We start from the raw sequence: 13,800 nt of genomic DNA, 5'->3' as shown, positions 1-13,800 counted from the left end.
TTAAAAAAATACTTTTATTCATTATTGTAGACAAAAAATCTGTAATTTGTACATTTCCATCTACAAAAGAGAGTGTAAATGTACTATATTTTCAACCTATAAGTTGCTGCTACGAAAACAAAAAGAGATCTCCACTCGTTTTCTCCCTCTGTTTTCTCCCTCTGTTTTCACTCGGCATGGGGCTAAAAAAGGTACTGATCGCTTCTATCCATGGGCAGATTCTCTCTTCCAACCAAAAGGAAAGCTTTTCTATCGTTTTTTCTATTACATAGTATTTAAAAACTATTCCTCAAACTTATATCCAACTCGAATAACAGTTCCGATATGTTTTGCTTTATCCCCTAACTTATTTCGCAATTTTTTTATATGTGTATCTACAGTACGATCATCACCATAATAATCATATCCCCAAAGTTGATCTAATAAATGCTGGCGTGATAATACGATTCCTTTATTCTCCATTAAATAAACAAGAAGTTCAAATTCTTTATGCGTTAATATAATTTCTTCTCCGTTTACCGATACCGTACGCGAAAGACGATTCACATCGATTCCAGCCATAGAAAGTGCATTCTCTTCTGCAACGCCTACTGCCCCATCAGCACGCTTTAATAAAGTTTTCGCCCTAGCTACTAGTACTTTAGGACTAAAAGGCTTTGTTACATATTCATCAGCCCCAAGTTCAAAACCTAACAATGTATCATCCTCGTCAGAACGAGCTGTAAGCATAATAATTGGTACCGCTGACTCTTTTCTAATACGACGACAAACAGACCAACCATCTATCTCTGGCAACATGATATCTAACATAATTAAATCAATTGTATGTTCAGCAAATAATTCTAACGCTTGTTTTCCATCTTCAGCTTCTATCACTTCAAAACCTTCATTGCGAAAATAATCACTAACAATTTCGCGTAGCCTTCTTTCGTCTTCAACAAGTAATACTGTTTTGTTCATCTGACCTATCCCGCCTTTTTACTCTTTCAATCGAATAATACGTTGATTGGAGCTTCCGCGAAACGGAAGTGTCAAGTCTCTTTTTTGAAGTTCAAACCTTCCATCGACCAGAACATCCCCATAGTGTAACAACTCTATCATATCATTATTTTGAGAACTCTGTATCTCTTCTAATGTATAACCTGTGTAAATCCATAAGTTTTTTTTCAAAGCCTTCACCGCATTTGCTACCTTCTTCACTTCAGCAGCTTGAAAAAATGGATCTCCACCTGAAAATGTTACATCAGTAAGCGGGTTTTTGGCAATCTCTTTCACAATTTCTTCTACGGTCATTTCAGTTCCATTACAAATATTCCATGACTTAGGATTATGACATCCTAAACAACGATGCGGACAGCCCGCAAAAAACACGACTGTCCGCAATCCGTCACCATCTACTACACTATCATGAATAATATTCATTACTCTCATTTATGTTTCACCCGATCCGCTTCTTCACTGCGCTTTGCACTATTCCATTTAGACATATCACCTACAAGATATCCTGTTATACGGCGAATTCTTTCGATATCATTCTCATCCTCGTTTCCACAACTTGGACATTCATTTTTGATGACACCATGATAGCCACAGCATTTACAACGATCCACAGGGTGATTAATGGAGCCATATCCGACTCCATACTCTGCCATTGCCTGCACAATTTGTTTTAATGCTTTTTGGTTATGAACCGCCGCTCCATCTAATTCAATATACGTTATATGTCCGCCATTACAAAGCGTATGAAATGGCCCTTCTAAACGTATTTTATCTATCGCTTGGATGTTATAATACACCGGAATATGAAATGAATTTGTATAATAATTATGATTTGTTACACCGCTAATCATTCCAAATTCTTCTCGATCTTTTTTAACAAACTTACCTGATAGTCCTTCTGCAGGCGTTGCAATTAAAGAGAAATTCAATTGATGTTCTTCCGTTGCTGCATCCATTTTCTGTCTCATAAAGGTAACAATCTCACATCCAAGATTCCATGATTCTTTATCTTCTCCATGATGTTTTCCTGTTAAAACAACTAAACATTCTGCAAGGCCAATAAAACCAATACTTAATGTTCCTTGTTTTAAAATCTCAGCAACAGAATCTTCAGGATGCAGTTTTTCTCCGCCCCGCCATACTCCTTGCGAATATAAAAAGTGAAAATCTCTTGCCTTTTTCTTACATTGGTAAGCAAATCTTTCTACTAGTTGACGAATACCAAGATCTATATAATAATTTAAAGCTTCAAAAAATGCTTCTTTTGAACCGCTAATCAATGCTAATTTTACTAAGTTAATAGAAGTAAACGATAAATTCCCTCTTCCAATCGCGGTCTCTTCCCCATGAATATTAGACATAACACGCGTACGACAGCCCATATAACATACTTCGCTTTCTGGGCGACCATCATAATGAACTGCATTAAATGGCGCATCTAAAAATGAAAAGTTCGGGAATAATCGTTCTGCTGTCGTCTCTAACGCCAATTCAAATAAATCATAGTTCGGATCACTTTCTTCAAAATTCACACCTTTTTTTAGTTTAAAGATTTGAATAGGGAAAATGGGTGTTTCACCTTTTCCTAATCCAGCTTGCGTCGCCCGTAATAATTGTCTAATTAACAATCTTCCTTCTTTCGACGTGTCCGTTCCGTAGTTAATAGAAATAAACGGAACTTGCCCACCACCTCTGCTATGCATACTATTGGAATTATGAATAAAAGCTTCACAAGCTTGATACGTATCATTCTCTGTTTCTTTCCACGCAAACTCTTCTACTTGCTCTTTTGTTAACGGATACGTTTCTAATCTTTTCTTATTTTTCTCGAATGTTTTTCTCACATACGGTGCTAAATCAATGTCAAATAACGCAGCTGATTGACCACCGTGCTGCATGTTTTGATTCGCTTGGAAAATAATCGAAGAAAGTGCCAATGCACTTTTAATATCTTGTGGTTGCCTCATATGCCCATGCCCGGTATGAAATCCTTTTTCAAGCATTTGCGCTAAAGGAATCTGCGAACATGTTGTTGTACCTGTCGCATAAAAATCTAAATCATGTGGGTATAATATATTTTGACCTATTGCTTTTTTTACTTGTTCAGAAAGTAAGTGTTCCATTGCATAATATTTTGCACTCTCAGATGCAAATGTTCCCATCATCCCCATAGGAGACCGCCCATCAACATTTGCATTTTCTTGCATTAAATCTTGCTCATTCCCGTGGACAATTGTTTCAAAAATCTTCATTAACTCTTCTCCACATGCACTTTGTTTCATCATTTTTCAAACCTCCAACAACATCTTGTTAATTCACTAACAAAATGATACAACATATAGTTATAGTAGATCTGTGAGAAATGTAACATTCTTGTGAAAGTTTTTTTAAGAAACTTTGAATTTTTCATTTACAAAAAAGAAATGTGCTCTTTACAAATGTATGGTACAATATATGGGAAAAACTCTTTTTACCCTTTATCAACACATTTGAATAAAGGAGACTGAACTTATGCTTATTACATATCTTTTATTTATCGTTGCCTATTTACTTGGCTCGATTCCATTTGCACTTGTTGTTGGAAAAATTGGTTATGGAATCGACATTCGCGAGCATGGTAGCGGTAATTTAGGAGGAACGAATACATTTCGGACGCTAGGGAAAAAAGCAGGTTTTATCGTTACAATTGCTGACATTTTAAAGGGAACGTTAGCGACAGCTCTGCCGTTAATTTTCGCCTTAGATATCCATCCCCTTTGGTTTGGATTAGCTGCAGTTCTTGGACATGTATACCCAATCTTTGCAAAATTCCGCGGCGGAAAAGCAGTTGCAACTTCTGCTGGAGTACTCTTATGCTATGCGCCAGTTATTTTTGCAATATTAGCTGTTATCTTTTTCACCCTTCTATTTACAACGAGATACGTATCGCTTTCTTCTATGGTAACAGCTATCGTAGCTGTTATTGCATCAATTATTGACGGGGATAAAATCTTCATTGTTGCGATGTGTTTATTAGCTGGTATGGTTATTTATAGACACCGTGCAAATATTGGACGAATTATAAATAAAACTGAACCAAAAGCAAATTTGACAAAGAAACAAAAGTAAGGTTGTGACCCACATAACGCAAAAAGAAAACGCGAAGCATATTAATAGCGTCTTTTTGCGTTATTTTTTATACTAAAGAAAAGGCAACATAACTTGGAGGAACTATACATGAATCTTTCCGTAACAAAAGAAGCAGTAAATTGGTATAAAGATGAATTAAACTTACAATCTGGCGATACACTTCGCTTTTTCGTACAATATGGCGGTTGCAGTACTGTTCAAAAAGGACTTTCTTTAGGAATCCGTAAAGACGATCCTGCACATCCTGCTGTTCAAATTCAAGAAGACGGCATTACTTTCTTCGTTGAAGGTGATGATGAATGGTTCTTTGATGGACATGACTTATCCGTTACCTTTAACGACAGTGATGACTTCCCTCAATTTAATTACGAAAAATAAAAAAGCGTGGCTTTTGCCACGCTTTTTTATTTTTTCTTAATTTCCTCATATTTCGCATACCACTCTGGATATAGTTTCTTAAAGGACACAGGACGAAAACCTTCTTTTTTCGCACAAATATTTGTTGTTGTAGCTGTAATACAAAGATCTCCATCACCGTTATAAATTTCATATCCATATATAACGCGCAGGGGACTAACTGAATCAATCCATGTTTTCACAATTGCTTTCTCTCCATAACGCATTGCTTTCCGATATGAAATTTGCAAATCTAATACGGGAGAAATAACCCCTTCTTTCTCCATTTCAATATATGAAAATCCTAATTCTTGTATCAATTTTGTACGCCCTAATTCAAGCCATACTAAATAATTTGAATGGTAAACAACGCCCATTTGATCTGTTTCCGCATAGCGGATCTCAATTTCGTGTTCTGCTACAAACATATCTTTATCTCCTTCTCACTTCTGTTTCCTCACATACATTTAATCATAATACAGTGAAATCAAAAATAAAATAGAAACGGTGGATCTTTTTAACTGAAAGGAGCGAATATATGATTCAAATTGTAACCGTTCGTAGTGGTGATAGCGTATATAGCTTAGCGTCAAAATATGGCACTACGCCCGAAGAAATTGTAAAAGACAACGGACTTAATCCAGCTGAGACACTTGTTGTCGGTCAGGCACTGATTGTAAATACGAGAGGTAATAATTATTATGTACAACCCGGAGACAGTCTTTATCGAATTTCTCAAACATATAACGTTCCTCTTGCTAGCTTAGCAAAAGTTAACAATCTATCATTAAAATCCATTCTTCATGTTGGTCAACAACTATATGTACCAAAGGGCTCTAAACGAACGATAGAATCTATTGCCTACTTACAACCTTCTACCATTCCAATTAAAGAAAGTTTAGTGAATGCTACGCGGGCCATCAATCCTTATCTCACATATTTAGCTTACTTTAGCTTTGAAGCATTGCGTGATGGAACGTTAAAAGAGCCGACTGAAACCGCAAGAATTGCTCAAATTGCAGTGCAAGGTCAAACAATCCCAATGCTCGTTATTACAAATATTGAAAATGGAAATTTTAGCGCTGAATTAGCCTCTGTTCTTCTAAGAAACGCTACTATTCAAAATAAATTCATTACAAATATCCTCCAAACAGCTAAAAAATATAATATGCGTGATATTCATTTTGACTTTGAAAATGTTGCACCCGAAGATCGCGAAGCATATAACCGATTTTTACGAAATGTAAAAACACGACTACCTGAAGGATATACGTTAAGCACAACACTTGTTCCAAAAACAAGTTCGAAGCAAAAAGGAAAATTTTTCGAAGCACACGATTACAAAGCCCAGGGGGAAATTGTTGATTTTGTCGTGATTATGACATATGACTGGGGATGGCAAGGTGGACCACCCATGGCAGTTTCTCCTATTGGCCCTGTAAAGCAGGTAATCCAATATGCAAAATCTCAAATGCCCCCGCGAAAAATTATGATGGGACAAAATTTATATGGATTCGACTGGAAGCTTCCCTTTAAAGAAGGAAATCCACCAGCAAAAGCAATTAGCTCTGTCGCAGCCGTTGCACTTGCTCGTAAATATAATGTTCCAATTCGTTATGATTTTACAGCACAAGCACCACACTTTAATTACTTTGATGAAAATGGTGTACAGCATGAAGTATGGTTTGAAGATGCCAGGTCTGTTCAGAGTAAGTTTAATTTAGTAAAAGAACAAGGCATTCGCGGGATTAGCTATTGGAAAATCGGGCTTCCTTTCCCGCAAAATTGGCGTTTACTTGTGGAAAATTTCTCGATTACAAAAAAAGGCTGACAACTGTCAGCCTTTTTTACGCATCATATTCAGATTCATCTTTTATTTCACTTTTCAATGAATCAATACTTTCTAAACGGCGTTGATTTTTCGCTTCAATTGCAGCGCGATCTTTTTCATTCGAAACCTCTGCAGTTTCTTTTGCCTCATTAAAGTTATCAATCGTATTTTGTACCATTTCTTGTAGTTTTTCTACATTATCACTTCTATCATCTGGATTCGCTTTATATTGCTCTGTCATACGATTTCCCTCCTAGTTGAAATATACATACCATGTTAGTTTTCCAAAAACGAATTAGATTATGTATGCACATAAAAAAAGGAGAATGAAAACATTCTCCTTTTTTTAACCGTTATCAACAATCGGTTGTTTCCCTGTTTGGTCTTGCATTTGCTTCCCTTTGTTTCCACCGGCTTTTTTCGACTGTGTTCCAATATGATCTGGTGTAAAATCTTTGGAATTCTTCTTTGGATTTCCCATTCTTATCGCCTCCTTATCACTAGTATCATACTAGTGATAAGAATTATTCAGCCTGCTTAAAAAATTGCATTTCATAACGCTTCTCGATTCGTTCCTCAATCCGTTCAATTGCATCACGATCGTTTAGTAGTTGCCGCTTATTTTCCTTCACAAGTTCTTCAAACGTTCTTCGACGATTTCTTCTCATGCTGCTCATCCTTTCTCCTTCTCTTTCTTACTATAGTTAGTATGAGCAAATAAAAAACTCTTTAATCAGATTTGTAAGAAAATTTTATGTTTTGTCAAAGAAAAGTCTTTTGTTAACAAAAAAGTCCATTAGCTGTTCTTAAACAACTAATGGATTTCCAAGCATTTTATCCTGCTATTCACAAACAAGTAATATCCTCTCAAAATTCAGTAAAATGAAACAACTTAAGCAGGAGATGAAGAATTCCCCCACTGATTAAAGTTTCACTTTATCATTTCGTTATACTTAAATACTTTTTAATTTCTTCATCCACATTATCTTTCATTTCTTTGTACTCATTCAGCGCTTGCATGACTGCATCATAACTCTCTAAAATATAATTTTCTAATTTTGTAAAGTCCTCTATGCTTTCAATCATAATTCTAGTTGTCCCTATTTCACTTTTTAAAGCCGGCTCACATTTTAAAGTAGGATATATCCCTAATATTTCTTGTTCTGTCTTTTCAGTTAAAACATATTTTTTTCGCCCTTTTACCTTCACCCTTATAATCGGATAAAAAGCCTTTATATCTAGATAACTTCCAACACTCACATTGCGAATCCATTCTATATCGCGATTATGCTTTACAAGCATTTCTTTTATTAGTGTGTACACTTCGTCTTCTTCAACCGTTTCTTTTTTTGTTTTCTTTTGTCCTTCTTCTTGAATAGCAGCACATTTTTGATACACAGCTGCACATGTGATACAGTCGTCAAGTGCATTATGAGAACTTAAACGAATTCCGAGCATTCTTTTTAAAGTTTCTAACTTATGGTTCGGGGCATGCTTCATATATCTTTTCGCTAAAAAGACGGTATCAATTACTATATTTTTAGGTTCTGGCAATCTAAGCATATTTGCATTACTCTTTAAAAAACGCATATCAAACGAAGCATTATGAGCAACAATGGTATCTTCTCCTAAAAACGCTAAAAATAACGGCAAAACTTCCTGAATCGTTGGAGCATCCGAAACGCGATAATTTGTAATCCCTGTTAAACTCGTAATTCGATTAGGAATAAATCGCTCTGGATTTACAAAAGAAACAAATTGATCTGCCAGCTCATGATTACGATACCGAACCGCTGCCACTTGAATTATTCGATCATTATAAGGATTAAATCCTGTCGTTTCAAAATCAATAACAACATAGTCTCCTGTCAATGGTAAATTCCCCACAATATACGCTCCCCAATCATTATTTTCGATGAAATTTCTTTCATCATATCACGAACAAGCTGCTTAATGAAAAAGAAAAGACAGAAATGACAAATAGCCAATTCTGTCCTCTTTCATTATTTTATTTTCGCAATTCTCTTCTCCATTTCTTTTTGTGTCATCGGTCCGATAAATTTATCTTGAATCACACCTTTTGTATCCACAAAATAAGAAGTTGGAATGGTAATTACTTTATACATTGTTGTAACATTTATATCTTTATCAAGTAAAATAGGGAATGTCAATCCCTTCTCTTCTGCAAACTTTTTCACTTTTTCTTCTCCGTTAGCACGTTCAGAAACCGTATAATTTACAGCAAGGATTTCTACATCATCTTTATTCTTCTTATAGAAAGCTTCCATATCCGGCATTTCTTGCTGGCAAGGTCCACACCACGTTGCCCAGAAATTTAAAATAACTTTCTTCCCCTTAAAATCCGATAATTTTACTTTTGTGCCATCTAATTTTGATAACTCAAAATCCGGTGCAATCTTGCCTACCTCAATCCCATTTTTTGCAATGACTTCTTTCATCGCCGCTTCGCTTTTCACTGGTTCTTCCCTTACTTGTTTCTCATTCTTTCCGAGCTGTTCATAAACTGCATAGCTCGCTAAACAAAGCAACACTACAACAATGGTAAGCTTTCGCCACATATACATCATCCTTATCGCTTATCTCATTTTATATATCACTTAAAAATAACAATAGTATTTATACTTTATTTTAGCTTATACGGACAACCTTGGAAATATTCTCCTGATAAATAAATAGAATATTCTTAATAACAATGAAAACCGTTTCATTTTATCATATAATTATAATAGTTATAATTTGGAAAGGGTGTCATTATTTATGAATAAAACCGTTTTACATTGGTTACAATATGTTATCATTCTCCCCATCTTATTTTTCTCATTGTTTATTACAAGCTGGACTGCTAGCTACTTAAGTATTTCAGAGGACTGGAAACAACATATCGTCTTCACTCCCCAAACAGCAGAAGACTCCAATCAAATTTATGAAATTGACAAACTGTTGTATGCCTTTAAGTATAATCCAGTTTTTACTACAATTTTTGTATTATCAATTGTCTATTTAATAGGAATTATGATAACTCGCTGGTTATACTGGAGAAAACATAAAACAGGATTAATCGGTTTACAACTCATGATTGTTCTTCCTATTTTTCTTTACACATTACTTGTCACACATTCTACAGGTGCGATAATTGCTGTGGAAAAGAATTGGGAGAAATATTTAGTCTTTTCACCAAAATCAATTACAGATGTAAATCAAATTTATTATATTGATAGGTTGTTATACGCATTTCAAAAGTCTCCTATCATTAGTACAGTTCTCATTCTAACTTTTCTTTATATGACAGGGCTAGTTGTAACTAAGCTCTCTCATCAAATACGTTTACGCAAAAATATAAACATATGAGGTGACAATAAGGAAGATGCTTGTACTGTTTTGTGCAAATACCTTCCTTTTAAAAAAGGGATTCTTATGCACTCATTTAAAAAGCCATTCTCTATATTTTTAGTTTCATATTCTATCCTATTAATATTATCGCATGGGTTATCTCCTTATTTAGTAACGATCCTGAAAGAAGAAAAACTGGCCGCATATGCTTTTATCCCGCTATTTTAGGACAGTAACACTCCCACCTCAAAAGTCAGTGAAAGCAAAGAAGTTAGGTGGGAGATGAACTGTCCGTAAAAGCCCGATTCGTTCAACTAATAATCAGTGGGGGATGAAGAAAACCTCCACTGATTAAAGTTTCACTTTATACAGCTTTGATATCGTTTATTTTATTCACTACGTTTGACATTATTAGCTTTTACTCTATTACAACATCCTCTAGTTCGTAGTAATTATTGAAAGGATGAACCCTATGGGAGAACACCCAATTAGTAAAGAACTACGCTATATGCGTATTTGTCTTGTAATCTTAATTCTAGTCCTTATATTTTTTAACAAAGAAAGAGTCATTGAAGTTTCTACAAACCATGATACTACTCCAATAAGTGTACAAAATGATCAAACTAGTAATATGACTCAAATTGCAGAAAATACATTTGCTTTACAAGAAAGTAACCCTGACAGCGGTGATCGGCACACTATTAAAATTTTCAAGTATAACCCAGATACAAATAAGATTACATTGGTAAAAGAATTTAATACGGAAAATTCTTCTACATATGAGTATCAACTTAATAAAGCAGAATAAGGAAAGAGATGAAACCATATAGTTTCACCACTTTCCTTGCACATAAAATGAGGAAGCTAACCACAATCAGCTTCCTCATTTCGATTGAAAATATTTACTTTTCTCTATTACTACACTTAATTAGTTTGACACCTTAGACTCTTCAATTTTTTCACGAAGCACCATTTGTAAGATACCACCGTGACGGTAGTAGTCAATTTCTACTTCACTATCGAAACGTGCTACTACTTCAAATTGTTTTTCGTTTCCTTCTGGGTCAATTGCAACTACTTTTACAAGATCGCGTGGTTTAACTGTTTTATCAATTTGAATTTCAAATGATTCGTTACCAACAAGACCTAATGTTTCAGTACTTTCGCCTTCTTTAAATTGTAATGGTAATACGCCCATTAATACAAGGTTACTGCGGTGAATACGCTCGAAGCTTTCTGCGATTACTGCTTTAATACCTAAAAGGTTTGTACCTTTCGCAGCCCAGTCACGAGAACTTCCCATACCGTAATCTTTACCAGCAACTACAAGAAGTCCAGTGCCGTCTTCTTTATATTTCATCGCAGCATCATAGATAGATGTTACTTCACCAGTTGGCCAGTAAGTTGTATATCCACCTTCTGTTCCTGGTGCGATTTGGTTTTTGATACGGATATTTGCGAATGTACCACGCATCATAACTTCATGATTACCACGGCGAGAACCATAAGAGTTAAAGTCAACTGGCTGTACACCATTTTCTAATAAATAGCGGCCTGCTGGTGTATGTTTACCAATTGAACCTGCTGGTGAAATATGGTCTGTTGTTACAGAGTCACCAAATTTACCAACTACGCGTAAACCTGAAAGTGTTTCTACTTCACCTGGTTCTTTTGATAATCCTTCAAAGAACGGTGGATTTTGAATGTATGTTGAGTCATTATCCCAAGTATATAACGCTTCATTTGAAGTTTGAATTTCATTCCAGCGTTCATTGCTGTTAAATACTTGTGCATATTCTTTTTTGAACAATTCAGACGTTACGACGCTTTGAACCACTTCTTCAATTTCTTTAGCTGATGGCCAAATGTCGTTAAAGTAAATCGGGTTACCGTTTGCATCTTTACCGATTGCATCATTTTTCAAGTCGATATCCACTGTACCAGCAAGTGCATACGCCACAACAAGTGGTGGTGATGCTAAGTAGTTCGCTTTTACAAGCGGATGAATACGGCCTTCAAAGTTACGGTTACCAGATAAAACAGATGTTACTAATAGGTCATTTGCCGCAATTGCTTCTTCTAATTCTGGTTCTAATGGGCCAGAGTTACCGATACAAGTTGTACATCCGTAACCAACTGTTTGGAATCCTAATTGATCTAAATAAGTTGTTAGGCCTGATTTATCTAAGTATTCCGTTACTACTTTAGATCCTGGTGCTAATGATGTTTTTACATAACCAGGTACTTTAAGTCCTTTTTCAATTGCTTTTTTCGCAACTAAGCCTGCACCAATTAATACATATGGATTAGATGTATTTGTACAGCTTGTAATCGCAGCGATTGCAATTGCACCTGTTTTCATCGTTACTTCTTGATCTTTTAATGCAACTTTCACTTCTTTATCAAATTCTTGTTCATTGAACCCAAGTCCTTGCGTTCCAACTGGTGCCACAACCGCTTTATGGAACTCATCTTTCATGTTTGAAAGAGGGATTAAATCTTGTGGACGTTTTGGTCCTGAAAGGTTAGATTCAATTGTATTTAAATCAATCTCAACAAGATCTGTATAAATTGGATCTTTGCTGTCTGCTGTATAGAATAAACCGTTTGCTTTACAGTATTCTTCAACAATGCGAATTTGTTCTTCGTCTCTTCCTGTTAAACGTAAGTAATCTAATGAAATTTCATCAATTGGGAAGAATCCACAAGTTGCACCGTATTCTGGTGCCATGTTTGAAATTGTTGCACGGTCAGCTAAAGGCATGCTTTGTAGTCCGCTACCGAAGAACTCAACAAATTTACCAACTACACCTTTCTGACGTAACACTTGTGTTACTTTTAACGCAACGTCTGTTGCTGTTGTACCACTTGGAAGTGTACCAGTTAATTTAACACCGATTACTTCTGGTACTGGGAAGTATGAAGGTTGTCCAAGCATCCCTGCTTCTGCCTCAATACCACCAACGCCCCATCCAAGGACACCGATACCATTAATCATTGTAGTATGAGAGTCTGTTCCCACTAATGAATCTGGGTATGCAACTAATTCACCTTCAGCATTTTTCACCGCATGAACAACTGGTGCTAAATACTCAAGGTTTACTTGGTGTACAATACCTGTTGCTGGTGGCACTGCACGATAGTTATCAAACGATTTTTGTGCCCAGCTTAAAAATTTATAACGTTCTTCATTACGTTTAAACTCTAAGTCCATATTGAATTCAAGCGCGTCTGCTGTACCCGCTCTATCAACCTGTACAGAGTGATCGATTACAAGATCTACAGTAATTTCCGGATTAATTTTATCAGGATCTCCACCCATGTCCGCCATTGCTTTTCGAAGTGAAGCCAAATCAACGACAGCTGGAACACCTGTGAAGTCTTGTAAAATTACGCGAGATGGTTTAAATGGAACATCGATATCTTGAACATCTTTCGTTCCCCACTTCGCTAAATTTGTAACATGCTCTTCTGTAATGACACGTCCATCAACTTGACGAAGTACAGATTCAAGCAAAACTTTAATTGAATATGGTAATTGTGATACGTTGCCAACCCCTGCATTTTCAAGCGCTTTCAATTGATAATAATGATACGTTTTTCCATCTACTTCAAATGTTTCACGAGATTGAAATGGATTATGTTTGACCATTATGTTTCCCCCCTGTTAAACGTGACTGAGTTGTCTGAATATAAAATGTAGACAAATTTTTCAATACCTTACGATAATATCTTATTACAACTTTCTAAATAAGTAAATAATAAGAAACTTATAGTTTATCATAAGTTTTCTTTATCTCTGGAATTTTGAATAGTCTTCGCTCTCCTTATGAATACTATTACCATAAAGTAAAGCTTTCTCTTTGAGTATTACTTTACGTTCATACATGTATCATTACTTGTTTATAAAGAAAACATTATAGGGGTGAAACTAAATGGGTAAACGTAAAGCAAATCATGTAATTCCAGGAATGAATGCTGCATCAGCACAAGGACAAGGAACTGGTTATAATGAGGAGTTTGCAAACGAACCACTAACACCAGCTCAGCGTCAAAATAATAAAAAACGTAAGAAGAATCAGTAATGAAAAATC

At 35.6% G+C, this 13,800-nt stretch carries 16 protein-coding genes; 6 read left to right on the top strand and 10 right to left on the bottom strand.

Annotation, left to right across the window (positions count from 1 at the left end; genetic code table 11):
- Nucleotides 1–282 precede the first annotated feature (282 nt).
- The 3 genes from C568_RS0110735 to C568_RS0110725 are packed head-to-tail and all read right to left on the bottom strand — an operon-like array spanning nt 283 to nt 3,284.
- Nucleotides 283–960: a response regulator transcription factor gene (locus tag C568_RS0110735; RefSeq protein WP_003199064.1), complete on the bottom strand. Its 678-nt coding sequence runs from the start codon at nt 958–960 to the stop codon at nt 283–285.
- 18 nt (nt 961–978) lie between these two features.
- Nucleotides 979–1,431, bottom strand: coding sequence for an anaerobic ribonucleoside-triphosphate reductase activating protein (gene nrdG, locus C568_RS0110730; RefSeq protein WP_018765335.1), 453 nt, complete (start codon nt 1,429–1,431; stop codon nt 979–981).
- The gene (locus C568_RS0110725) at nt 1,428–3,284 is read right to left on the bottom strand and encodes an anaerobic ribonucleoside triphosphate reductase (protein WP_018781487.1); all 1,857 of its coding nucleotides are present in this window, start codon (nt 3,282–3,284) and stop codon (nt 1,428–1,430) included. The genes nrdG and C568_RS0110725 overlap by 4 nt, the downstream gene beginning before the upstream one ends.
- 226 nt (nt 3,285–3,510) lie before the next feature.
- Between C568_RS0110725 and plsY the strand changes: the two genes are divergently transcribed.
- Nucleotides 3,511–4,107, top strand: a complete 597-nt coding sequence (plsY, locus tag C568_RS0110720) for a glycerol-3-phosphate 1-O-acyltransferase PlsY (RefSeq protein ID WP_003199069.1) — start codon at nt 3,511–3,513, stop codon at nt 4,105–4,107.
- A gap of 108 nt (nt 4,108–4,215) precedes the next feature.
- A complete protein-coding gene (locus C568_RS0110715) occupies nt 4,216–4,506 on the top strand; it encodes a HesB/YadR/YfhF family protein (RefSeq protein WP_006095651.1) in 291 nt (96 codons plus the stop codon).
- 26 nt (nt 4,507–4,532) lie between these two features.
- On the opposite strand, the gene C568_RS0110710 is transcribed toward C568_RS0110715, so the two are convergent.
- Complete coding sequence (locus tag C568_RS0110710) at nt 4,533–4,952, bottom strand: acyl-CoA thioesterase (RefSeq protein WP_003199074.1); 420 nt, start codon at nt 4,950–4,952, stop codon at nt 4,533–4,535.
- A 110-nt stretch (nt 4,953–5,062) separates the two neighbouring features.
- On the opposite strand from C568_RS0110710, the gene C568_RS0110705 reads away from it, so the two are divergent.
- The gene (locus C568_RS0110705; RefSeq protein ID WP_006095650.1) at nt 5,063–6,355 is read left to right on the top strand and encodes a glycosyl hydrolase family 18 protein; all 1,293 of its coding nucleotides are present in this window, start codon (nt 5,063–5,065) and stop codon (nt 6,353–6,355) included.
- A 16-nt stretch (nt 6,356–6,371) separates the two neighbouring features.
- On the opposite strand, the gene tlp is transcribed toward C568_RS0110705, so the two are convergent.
- The 5 genes from tlp to C568_RS0110680 all read right to left on the bottom strand — a co-directional run bounded on the left by tlp (nt 6,372) and on the right by C568_RS0110680 (nt 8,934).
- On the bottom strand, nt 6,372–6,596 hold the full coding sequence (tlp, locus tag C568_RS0110700; RefSeq protein ID WP_003199079.1) for a small acid-soluble spore protein Tlp: 225 nt from the start codon (nt 6,594–6,596) through the stop codon (nt 6,372–6,374).
- Nucleotides 6,597–6,701: 105 nt separating this feature from the next.
- Complete coding sequence (gene sspN / locus C568_RS0110695; protein ID WP_003199081.1) at nt 6,702–6,836, bottom strand: acid-soluble spore protein SspN; 135 nt, start codon at nt 6,834–6,836, stop codon at nt 6,702–6,704.
- 43 nt (nt 6,837–6,879) lie between these two features.
- Nucleotides 6,880–7,023 carry an FbpB family small basic protein gene (locus C568_RS32820; protein WP_003199083.1) on the bottom strand — a complete coding sequence of 48 codons (144 nt, stop codon included), beginning with the start codon at nt 7,021–7,023 and terminating at the stop codon, nt 6,880–6,882.
- Between the two features lie 271 nt (nt 7,024–7,294).
- On the bottom strand, nt 7,295–8,242 hold the full coding sequence (locus C568_RS0110685; RefSeq protein ID WP_018781486.1) for a 3'-5' exonuclease: 948 nt from the start codon (nt 8,240–8,242) through the stop codon (nt 7,295–7,297).
- Between the two features lie 116 nt (nt 8,243–8,358).
- Nucleotides 8,359–8,934 (bottom strand): peroxiredoxin family protein, encoded by a 576-nt coding sequence (locus C568_RS0110680; RefSeq protein WP_018781485.1) that lies wholly within the window; start codon nt 8,932–8,934, stop codon nt 8,359–8,361.
- A gap of 199 nt (nt 8,935–9,133) precedes the next feature.
- Between C568_RS0110680 and C568_RS0110675 the strand changes: the two genes are divergently transcribed.
- Together C568_RS0110675 and C568_RS0110670 are read left to right on the top strand one after the other, a co-directional pair.
- Nucleotides 9,134–9,724, top strand: a complete 591-nt coding sequence (locus C568_RS0110675) for a YjdJ family protein (RefSeq protein WP_003199092.1) — start codon at nt 9,134–9,136, stop codon at nt 9,722–9,724.
- Nucleotides 9,725–10,178: 454 nt separating this feature from the next.
- Entirely contained in the window at nt 10,179–10,514 is a 336-nt protein-coding gene (locus C568_RS0110670) for a YmzC family protein (protein ID WP_018781484.1), read from the top strand.
- Between the two features lie 120 nt (nt 10,515–10,634).
- Here C568_RS0110670 and acnA read toward each other — a convergent pair whose 3' ends face one another.
- Complete coding sequence (acnA, locus tag C568_RS0110665) at nt 10,635–13,358, bottom strand: aconitate hydratase AcnA (RefSeq protein WP_003199100.1); 2,724 nt, start codon at nt 13,356–13,358, stop codon at nt 10,635–10,637.
- Nucleotides 13,359–13,641: 283 nt separating this feature from the next.
- On the opposite strand from acnA, the gene sspO reads away from it, so the two are divergent.
- Nucleotides 13,642–13,791, top strand: coding sequence for a small acid-soluble spore protein O (gene sspO / locus C568_RS0110660; RefSeq protein WP_006095643.1), 150 nt, complete (start codon nt 13,642–13,644; stop codon nt 13,789–13,791).
- Nucleotides 13,792–13,800: the final 9 nt, after the last annotated feature.

This window comes from Bacillus sp. 95MFCvi2.1 (assembly GCF_000374965.1).
In the GTDB taxonomy this organism is placed as follows: domain Bacteria; phylum Bacillota; class Bacilli; order Bacillales; family Bacillaceae_G; genus Bacillus_A; species Bacillus_A pseudomycoides.
This window is presented reverse-complemented; position numbering and strand designations above follow the sequence as displayed.

Bases quoted from the DNA above. Each gene is read 5' to 3' on its own strand.
- C568_RS0110735 (WP_003199064.1), bottom strand. From the start codon at position 960: ATGAACAAAACAGTATTACTTGTTGAAGACGAAAGAAGGCTACGCGAA.
- nrdG (WP_018765335.1), bottom strand. From the start codon at position 1,431: ATGAGAGTAATGAATATTATTCATGATAGTGTAGTAGATGGTGACGGA.
- C568_RS0110725 (WP_018781487.1), bottom strand. From the start codon at position 3,284: ATGATGAAACAAAGTGCATGTGGAGAAGAGTTAATGAAGATTTTTGAA.
- plsY (WP_003199069.1), top strand. From the start codon at position 3,511: ATGCTTATTACATATCTTTTATTTATCGTTGCCTATTTACTTGGCTCG.
- C568_RS0110715 (WP_006095651.1), top strand. From the start codon at position 4,216: ATGAATCTTTCCGTAACAAAAGAAGCAGTAAATTGGTATAAAGATGAA.
- C568_RS0110710 (WP_003199074.1), bottom strand. From the start codon at position 4,952: ATGTTTGTAGCAGAACACGAAATTGAGATCCGCTATGCGGAAACAGAT.
- C568_RS0110705 (WP_006095650.1), top strand. From the start codon at position 5,063: ATGATTCAAATTGTAACCGTTCGTAGTGGTGATAGCGTATATAGCTTA.
- tlp (WP_003199079.1), bottom strand. From the start codon at position 6,596: ATGACAGAGCAATATAAAGCGAATCCAGATGATAGAAGTGATAATGTA.
- sspN (WP_003199081.1), bottom strand. From the start codon at position 6,836: ATGGGAAATCCAAAGAAGAATTCCAAAGATTTTACACCAGATCATATT.
- C568_RS32820 (WP_003199083.1), bottom strand. From the start codon at position 7,023: ATGAGAAGAAATCGTCGAAGAACGTTTGAAGAACTTGTGAAGGAAAAT.
- C568_RS0110680 (WP_018781485.1), bottom strand. From the start codon at position 8,934: ATGTGGCGAAAGCTTACCATTGTTGTAGTGTTGCTTTGTTTAGCGAGC.
- C568_RS0110675 (WP_003199092.1), top strand. From the start codon at position 9,134: ATGAATAAAACCGTTTTACATTGGTTACAATATGTTATCATTCTCCCC.
- C568_RS0110670 (WP_018781484.1), top strand. From the start codon at position 10,179: ATGGGAGAACACCCAATTAGTAAAGAACTACGCTATATGCGTATTTGT.
- acnA (WP_003199100.1), bottom strand. From the start codon at position 13,358: ATGGTCAAACATAATCCATTTCAATCTCGTGAAACATTTGAAGTAGAT.
- sspO (WP_006095643.1), top strand. From the start codon at position 13,642: ATGGGTAAACGTAAAGCAAATCATGTAATTCCAGGAATGAATGCTGCA.